Below are 6838 nucleotides of genomic sequence, written 5' to 3'. Positions count from 1 at the left end.
AGGAAGAGGCAGAGGTGGAGTTTCATGGTGCCGGGAGAGTGGCGCATGGGGGGCAGCTTGCGTCAACGCTGCATGACGGGAGTGTAAAAGTTCTGTCAAAAGCCGCGAATCCGTGCTTATGACTGCCTGTCAGTTACAATACAACCATGGAAGACCTCGAAATCGCCCGCGCCTGCGCCCTTTACGCCGATGACAAAAAAGCGGAGAACATCCGCATTCTGGACCTGCGCGGACTCTCGCCCATCTCCGACTACTTCGTGCTCGTCACGGCCATGTCCACGCCCCAACTGCGTGCCGTGCGCGACGAGATTGTCGAACGTATGAAGGAGGAGCACAACACTCCGCCTGACGTGAAAGACGGCAATTTTGAGAGCCAGTGGATCATCCTCGTCTATGGCAGTGTCATGGTTCACATCCTCACGCCGGAGAAGCGCGAGTTCTACGCTCTTGAAGAGCTGTGGGGAGACGCCCCGGAGATGGAGCCGAACCTCGAAGTGCCTGTGCCGCCTCCCGAGCCGAAGCCCAAAGCGGTGAAGAAGGCACCTGCCAAGAAAGCAGCCGTGAAAAAAACTGCTGCAAAGAAGGCTCCAGCCAAGAAAGCGGCGAAGAAAAAGTCCGTCGATTAGCGTTACCGCTAATAACACTGACTCACGATTTACCCCAAGCGAACGCGTGGTAAACCCCATGCCTTTGTTATGGCGGCATTGTGGGTCTGTTTGAAAATCACGAGTTCTGGCGACACGCTCGCCGACGGGCAGGAGTGCCCATCGTACTTCGGAAGGGCAAGCCGGAGGCTTGCACTACGGGGCCAAATTCGCTAAACAAGCAGGCATGCCCTCCCGCATCCTGCTCATTCTCGTTTCCTGTGCCCTCAGCGTCGTCACCGGCCTTGTGATCGCTCGTGGTGGAGCAGGCGTCGCCGCAGCCCGGCAGCGCCCGCTGATTGGCCTGTCCATGGACACGCTCAAAGAAGAACGATGGCAGGTGGATCGAGACCTGTTCACCGCCCAAGTGCAGGCGGCAGGGGCTGATGTGCTGGTGCAGTCTGCGAACAGCAACGACGCGGTCCAGTTGCAGAATGTCGAGAGCCTCATCACGCAGAAAGTCGATGCGCTCGTCATCATTCCACACGACGGCGCGGCGATGGCCAAGGCGGTGAACCTCGCGCATCAGGCCGGCATTCCGGTGCTGTCGTATGATCGTCTCATCACAGACTGTGATCTCGATCTCTACCTGACTTTTGACAATGTGAAGGTGGGCGAGTTACAGGCGAAGTTCCTTGTAGATAGAATCCCCGCAGGCGGCAAGCTGCGCCTCATTCGCATCTACGGGGCGAAGACCGACAACAACGCCAAGCTCTTCAAGCAGGGGCAGGACAACATACTGCAACCGCTGATCGCAGCAGGCAAAGTCGAGGTGATCTTTGAAGACTGGGCGGAGGACTGGAAGCCCGAGAGCGCGAAGAAGATCACCAACGCCGCGATCACCAAAAACGGGCCGAACTTCGACGCCATCCTCGCGAGCAATGATGGCACGGCGGGCGGCGCGATCCAGGCGCTGACGGAGGAAGGACTCGCGGGCAAGATCATCGTGACGGGGCAGGATGCGGATCTCGCAGCCTGCCAGCGCATCGCCCAGGGCACGCAGGCCATGACGGTGTACAAGCCGATCAAGAGCATCGCGACGCAGGCGGCAGAACTCGCGCTGAAGCTTGCACAGGGGAAGCCGATCATCGCACGGGATGCGGTTGCCAATGGCAAGACTGACGTGCCTTCCATCCTGCTCGACATCGTCACGGTCACGAAGGAAAACCTGCGTGGCACCGTTGTGAAGGATGGCTTCCGCAAGGAGAGCGATGTGTTCCAATCCACCCAGCCATGATCCTTCGTGCTCAAAACATCACCAAACGCTTCCCTGGTGTCACTGCGCTCAAAGATGTCTCCTTTGATCTACGGGAGGGCGAGATTCATGCGCTGTGCGGAGAAAACGGAGCAGGCAAGAGTACGCTGATCAAGCTGCTGTCCGGCATCCATCCGCATGGCAGTTATGAGGGACGTTTTGACGTAACCGGTGAAGAAGCACGCTTTGCCACGATCAAAGATGCAGAGCGGGCAGGGCTGGCAGTGATCTACCAGGAACTGGCTCTCGTCGAAGAAATGACGGTGGCGGAAAACATTTTCCTGGGGCGTGAGCCACACCGCTGGGGGGTGTTCATTGACTGGCCGCGCATGTATCGAGAAGCGCAGGCGCTGCTGAACCGGTTCAAAGTGGATCTCGATCCTGCTGCACCTGTTCGCACGCTGGGGGTGGGGCAGAAACAGCTCGTGGAGATCATCAAGGCGCTCGCCAAGAACTCGAAGATTTTGATTCTTGATGAACCGACTGCGGCGCTGGCCGAACACGAGGTTTTGATCCTGCTCGACATTCTGCGTGATCTCCGGCAGCGCGGCATCGCGAGCATCTACATTTCACACAAGCTTGATGAAGTCTTCGGCATCGCAGACCGCATCACGGTGCTGCGGGATGGCTCGACGGTTTGCACAAGCAACGCCACTGACACGAGCAAGACCGAAGTCATCCGTCAGATGGTGGGGCGCGAAATTGGCGATCTGTTTCCACGCCGGACGTCACAGCCGGGAGAGGTGATTTTGCGCGTTGATTCCCTGAGTGTCGCCGATGCAGAAACTGGCAGCCCACGGCTGCATGACATCAGCTTTGAATTGCGTGCTGGTGAGGTGCTCGGCATTGGGGGACTGATGGGGGCAGGGCGCACGGAATTGCTGATGCACTTGTTCGGGGCATGGGGGCGTCATGTTTCTGGCAGCATGCAATTGCATGGTCAGCCGCTCGGTGGCCTCACGCCGGAAACGATCATCCAGCGCGGGCTGGTGCTGGCCTCCGAAGATCGCCGCCGCTACGGCCTGCATTTGGAGCAGGAGATCGGATTCAATCTTTCGCTGTCATCATTGGCCAGCGTCACGCGGGGTGGATTCATCCAGCGCAACGCGGAGATCCGGCGCAATCAGAGCATGTTTGACTCGCTCCGCGTCAAAGCGACCGGGCTCGAAGCGGTCGTGGGCAAGCTCTCAGGAGGGAATCAGCAGAAGGTGGTGCTGGGCAAAGCGCTGCTCACGGAACCTACGGTCATCCTGCTGGATGAGCCTACTCGAGGCATCGACGTGGGTGCCAAGCTGGAAATCTACGAAATTATCAACCAACTCACCGCCGCAGGCAAAGCGGTGACCCTCGTCTCCAGCGAACTGCCGGAACTCATTGGCATGAGCGACCGCATTCTCATGCTCAATGCCGGCCGCGTCGGCGGTGCCTTCAGCCGTGCCGAGGCCACGCAGGAAAAACTCATGGCCGCCGCGATGGGGCATGCGGGCTGATTTTTTGAAATGCGACAACCGTTTCTGCGTTCGACATACAGCCTTACCACCCACCATGATTCGTTCTCTCCTTGCCACCCTCGTCCTCGCGACTGCCGCCAGCGCTGCGCCGCCGCCCAACATCGTCTTCATCTTCTGCGATGACCTAGCCTACCAGGCGATCAGTTGCTACGGCGACAGCCGCAAGCTGCTCGAAACACCAAACATGGATCGCATCGCCAAGGAAGGCATGCGTTTCGACCGCTGCCTGGTGACGAATTCGATCTGCGGGCCAAGCCGTGCGGTGATCCAGACCGGCAAGTACTCGCATGCCAACGGCTTCTACAACAACAGCAACAGCAAGTTCGACAGCAGCCAGCCGACGTTCCCGAAGGTGATGCAGAAAAGCGGCTACCAGATGGCGATGATCGGTAAATGGCACCTCATGACCGACCCCGTGGGTTACGACTACTGGAACGTGCTGCCCGGCCAGGGTGCCTACTACAACCCGCCGATGATCGACAATGGCAAGCCAGTGAAATACGAAGGCTACGTCACTGACATCATCGGAGATCTCACCCTCGAATGGCTCAAGAATCGCGACAAAACCAAGCCCTTCATGATGATGAGCCAGCACAAGGCGCCGCATCGCGAATGGGAGTCGCCCGTGCGCTATCTCAACTTTGACAAGGACCGTGTGTATGAGGAACCTGAGACTCTGTTCGACAGCTATTCTGGCCGCAGCAAGGCGGTGAGTGATCACGACATGGGCATAGATCGCACGATGACAGAAAAGGATGTCAAACTCGTCGCCCCGGCCAATCTGACCCCGGAGCAAAAGAAAGACTGGGACGCCTACTATGAGCCACGCAACGCCAAGTACCGCGAGGCAGCCCCGGCGGGACGCGACCTCGTGAAATGGCGCTACCAACGCTACATGCACGACTACCTCGCCTGCGTGAAAGCGGTGGACGACAATGTAGGCCGTGTACTCGATTACCTCGACAAGGAAGGCCTCACGGAGAACACCGTTGTCATGCTCAGCAGCGACCAGGGCTTTTATCTGGGCGAGCACGGCTGGTTCGATAAACGCTGGATCTTTGAGGAATCGCTGCGCACGCCGTTCATGGTGCGCTGGCCCGGGGTGATCAAGCCCGGCACGGTGAACAACAAGATTGTGAGCCTGATCGACTTCGCCAGCACCTTCCTCGATCTGGCGGGCGCGCCGAATCTGGCGGATGTGCATGGCCGCAGCATGGTGCCACTGTTCAAAGGCGAGACGCCGGACGACTGGCGCAAATCACTCTACTACCACTACTACGAATATCCGGTGCCGCATCGCGTGCGCCCGCACTACGGTGTGATCACGGACCGGTACAAGCTGATCCATTACTACAAGCCGGATGTGGATGACTGGGAGCTGATGGACCGCGAGAAAGACCCGCTCGAAGTGAAGAGCTTCTACAACGACCCAGCCTATGCCGACACCGTGAAGGAACTGAAGGCTGAAATTCTGCGCCTGCAGGACGAAGTGAAGGAAACGATGCCGCCACCGCGCTTTGCCTTTGGGAACAAGGCCTTCGAAGGCGAGGTCAATCCGCCGGTGCAGCCGAAGGGCAAAGGAAAAGGGGGTGGCAAGAAGAAAGCCGGGGCACAGAAGGCGAAGTAGCTCCCCTGTCGTCCGGCTTGCAGGAGTCGAACAATGCAACAACGATGCAGGTCAAACAGCAAATCGACGCCATGTCAGACGAAGATCGCTTTCTTGCGGCTGCATACCTTGAGCATCTCTCGAATGCCAAGGATGCTGCATATCGCATGAAGCTGAGCGAGCGCATGCAGCGTATGGACTCAGTTCAAAAGGTGTCCTTGGAGCAATCGGAACGTCTGCATCATGCGCCGGAACGTGAAGGCATGTGAGTCATGCCCGCCCTGCCCAAAATCGTGCAGGATGAGGATGTATTGCACACAGTGCTAGGCATGAAGGCCGCAGAACGCAGGTTGGTTCTACGGCTGTTGGCAGAAATCCAACGCAGTTGTTGGAACGAGGACGCAGATTACCTGATCACTGACGCCGCTGGGCGCTATCTCAAAGTGAAGGCTTCCCGACCATTTCTTGTGCCTTACTGGCACGATGGCCCTGTGGACGAGCTTCGCATCGTCGATTTTAAAGCGCGTACGCACGTGAGAAGAGTTTTTCAGTTCGGCATGGAGGTGCAGGTGATAGTGGGTCCGCACTGGGGACTGTTCGGACCCACTCTTTGAGATGGCTACAATGAGGATGACCCGCTCACCGCCACATTGTTTTACTCACATACCATTCGACGAATTGTGGGCCATAGAAGACCCAGAGCGCGGCTCCCATCGCGAGGTAAGGCCCGAAGGGAATTTTGGCTCCCCATTCGGCTTTGCCAGTGAGGCGGTGGAGCATCCCAAACAAGGTGCCTATCACCGAGGCGGCGAGGATGGTGAAGAGCACGGACTGCCAGCCGGTGAAGGCACCGATCATCATCAGGAAGAGCACATCACCAAAGCCCATGGCTTCGCGTGGGATCACGACCTGGGTGGTTCTGGCCTTCAGCGTCGTCACCCCATCCAGCGGAAATTCTTCCAGGCTCGTTCCTTCACGCACCTTGAGCTTTTCCATCCACAACTCTGCGGTCACGGCACCGAAGGATCGGGCATTGACCTGCAAACTGCTGCAGGAGACCACCATGCGGTCCGTCGCACGCATGAAGAGGTCAGCCCAGTCATACTTGTGCTCGCCGAAGGTCACGACCGGCGGCTCGTTTTCATCGGGTTGCGTCACCTCCCAGTTTTCTTCCTTGGCAAAAACGAACTTCTTGCGGCCAAAGGCCAGCTTGCCCAGCTCCACGACCATCCACAGGCCGCCAAGGCCCAGAGCGGCGCTGGCCAGCGAGATCAGCAATCCGCGAGTATGGGTGGTTTCCGCCATCAGTGCGGGCACCCACCAAGAAGCAAGGACGCCCACTACCGCTCCGCCAATGGTGATGCGATGCGGCAGGATGAAGTGGTCGATGTCTATGAAGGTGCCCGAGATCAGCAGACTCATGAACACCCACAGGCAGAGCACATGCGGCCCCCAGGCGTGGATCATGAACCAGGGATTGACGCCCTCAGCATACTCTCCGCTGATCTTCAGAAAGACCATGTAGAACATCACGCCCGTGAGCAACTCCACCAGAAAGTAGCGGATGGAAATCCTGCCACCGCAGTTGGCGCATTTACCCCGCAGGAGCAGCCAGCTCAGCAGCGGAATGTTCTGCCATATCGGGATCTTGTATTTGCAGGACGGGCAGAAACTGCGCTTGGGATTGTTTACTGATATGTCCAGCGGCATGCGGTAGATGACCACATTGAGGAAAGAGCCGATCCCCGCGCCCATGTAGAAGGCCAGCAGGTGGAGCAGGGTGTTAAGAATTTGAAAGCGCATGGATGTTGGCTGAGTTTGC

General features: G+C 58.1%; 7 protein-coding genes. 6 read left to right on the top strand and 1 reads right to left on the bottom strand.

Going from position 1 to position 6838, the window contains the following annotated elements; translation table 11 throughout:
- Positions 1-146: 146 nt before the first annotated feature.
- From rsfS to PSV43_RS24215, 6 genes are all read left to right on the top strand, one after another.
- Positions 147-626: a ribosome silencing factor gene (rsfS, locus tag PSV43_RS24240; RefSeq protein ID WP_300203784.1), complete on the top strand. Its 480-nt coding sequence runs from the start codon at positions 147-149 to the stop codon at positions 624-626.
- Between the two features lie 205 nt (positions 627-831).
- On the top strand, positions 832-1881 hold the full coding sequence (locus tag PSV43_RS24235) for a substrate-binding domain-containing protein (protein WP_300203782.1): 1050 nt from the start codon (positions 832-834) through the stop codon (positions 1879-1881).
- Complete coding sequence (locus PSV43_RS24230) at positions 1878-3389, top strand: sugar ABC transporter ATP-binding protein (protein ID WP_300203780.1); 1512 nt, start codon at positions 1878-1880, stop codon at positions 3387-3389. Before PSV43_RS24235 ends, PSV43_RS24230 begins: the two co-directional genes overlap by 4 nt.
- Positions 3390-3444: 55 nt before the next feature.
- Complete coding sequence (locus tag PSV43_RS24225) at positions 3445-5037, top strand: sulfatase (RefSeq protein WP_300203778.1); 1593 nt, start codon at positions 3445-3447, stop codon at positions 5035-5037.
- A gap of 71 nt (positions 5038-5108) precedes the next feature.
- On the top strand, positions 5109-5285 hold the full coding sequence (locus tag PSV43_RS24220) for a hypothetical protein (protein ID WP_300203776.1): 177 nt from the start codon (positions 5109-5111) through the stop codon (positions 5283-5285).
- 3 nt (positions 5286-5288) lie between these two features.
- Positions 5289-5630: a hypothetical protein gene (locus PSV43_RS24215; RefSeq protein WP_300203774.1), complete on the top strand. Its 342-nt coding sequence runs from the start codon at positions 5289-5291 to the stop codon at positions 5628-5630.
- A gap of 25 nt (positions 5631-5655) precedes the next feature.
- Here the strand turns inward: PSV43_RS24215 and PSV43_RS24210 are convergent, their stop codons facing one another.
- Entirely contained in the window at positions 5656-6819 is a 1164-nt protein-coding gene (locus tag PSV43_RS24210; RefSeq protein ID WP_300203772.1) for an A24 family peptidase, read from the bottom strand.
- Between the last annotated feature and the right edge of the window lie 19 nt (positions 6820-6838).

This window comes from Prosthecobacter sp., assembly GCF_029946185.1.
Taxonomy (GTDB): domain Bacteria; phylum Verrucomicrobiota; class Verrucomicrobiia; order Verrucomicrobiales; family Verrucomicrobiaceae; genus Prosthecobacter.
This window is presented reverse-complemented; position numbering and strand designations above follow the sequence as displayed.